The sequence below is a fragment of the Rhodanobacter ginsengiterrae genome (assembly GCF_050026815.1).
Lineage (GTDB): Bacteria > Pseudomonadota > Gammaproteobacteria > Xanthomonadales > Rhodanobacteraceae > Rhodanobacter > Rhodanobacter ginsengiterrae.
This window is the reverse complement of record NZ_JALBWO010000018.1, coordinates 1-818: the sequence shown is the minus strand read 5'-3', so window position 1 is coordinate 818 and position 818 is coordinate 1. Positions and strand designations below refer to the sequence as shown.

Annotated in this window: 1 protein-coding gene; it reads left to right on the top strand. The window is 54.5% G+C overall.

Annotation, left to right across the window (positions count from 1 at the left end):
* The first annotated feature begins 230 nt into the window (after window positions 1-230).
* On the top strand, window positions 231-722 hold the full coding sequence (locus ACQGNJ_RS00095) for a hypothetical protein (protein ID WP_426687216.1): 492 nt from the start codon (window positions 231-233) through the stop codon (window positions 720-722).
* Window positions 723-818: the final 96 nt, after the last annotated feature.

The following is an 818-nucleotide window of genomic DNA, read 5'->3' as shown; positions in this document are numbered from 1 at the left end:
GCTCCATGAAAGGATGTCATCCATCTCTCCTGTCTGTAGACATGGCGAGATTAGGTTGCCGAATTAGGCTGCACCAACGGGGATAAGTGGTTGATATGCGTAGGCCGCAGGCTCGACTTGAGGCCTGAATGTCTGAATTAGGCTGCCGTATTAGACTGCATTTTGAAATCTACTTAGCGTTAGGCCTCATGTCATTTCACCCGCAATCCGAAGAAGCCCAGAAGCGCCTCATGACACTCGTCGAAGAGATGAGCGGAGAGTCTGACCGCGCAGTTGCTGTTGTAGGGGCCGCCTGGGTCGAAGAAGCCATTGGCAAGGCCATTGAGTCTTTCCTGGAGAATCACTCCGAGGCGAAGCAGCGCCTTTTCAATGGCGCCGGCCCGCTAGCGACCTTCTCGGCAAAGATCGATCTGGCCCGTCTACTTGGCCTCATGACGGACGCAATTCACTCTGATCTCCATACGGTGAGGAAGATTCGCAATGACTTTGCTCACCTAGTCGCGCACAAGACCGAGCACACGCGTCTCACGTTCTCGTCTGATCACATCAAAGACAAATGCCTCGCCCTTCGGTGCGTTACCACCGAACGGCATACCGACCCGCGTGTGGCCTTTACAAGAGCCTGCGCCACGCTCAATGCGGACTTCGAGATGATCGGATTTTTTGGCGTCAAGCTGTCAGATGGCGGTCGCGTCTTTGCTAAAGGCGTAGATGAGGCCTAACAATTCCTTAGGAGACTTCCGGTCAACCCCGGGTGCATGATGCTTTTGCCCTGAGCTTTCGGGCCACTGCTGTCGATCGTGTTGTGCTTCGTGTTG

Bases quoted from the DNA above. Each gene is read 5' to 3' on its own strand.
- ACQGNJ_RS00095 (WP_426687216.1), top strand. From the start codon at position 231: ATGACACTCGTCGAAGAGATGAGCGGAGAGTCTGACCGCGCAGTTGCT.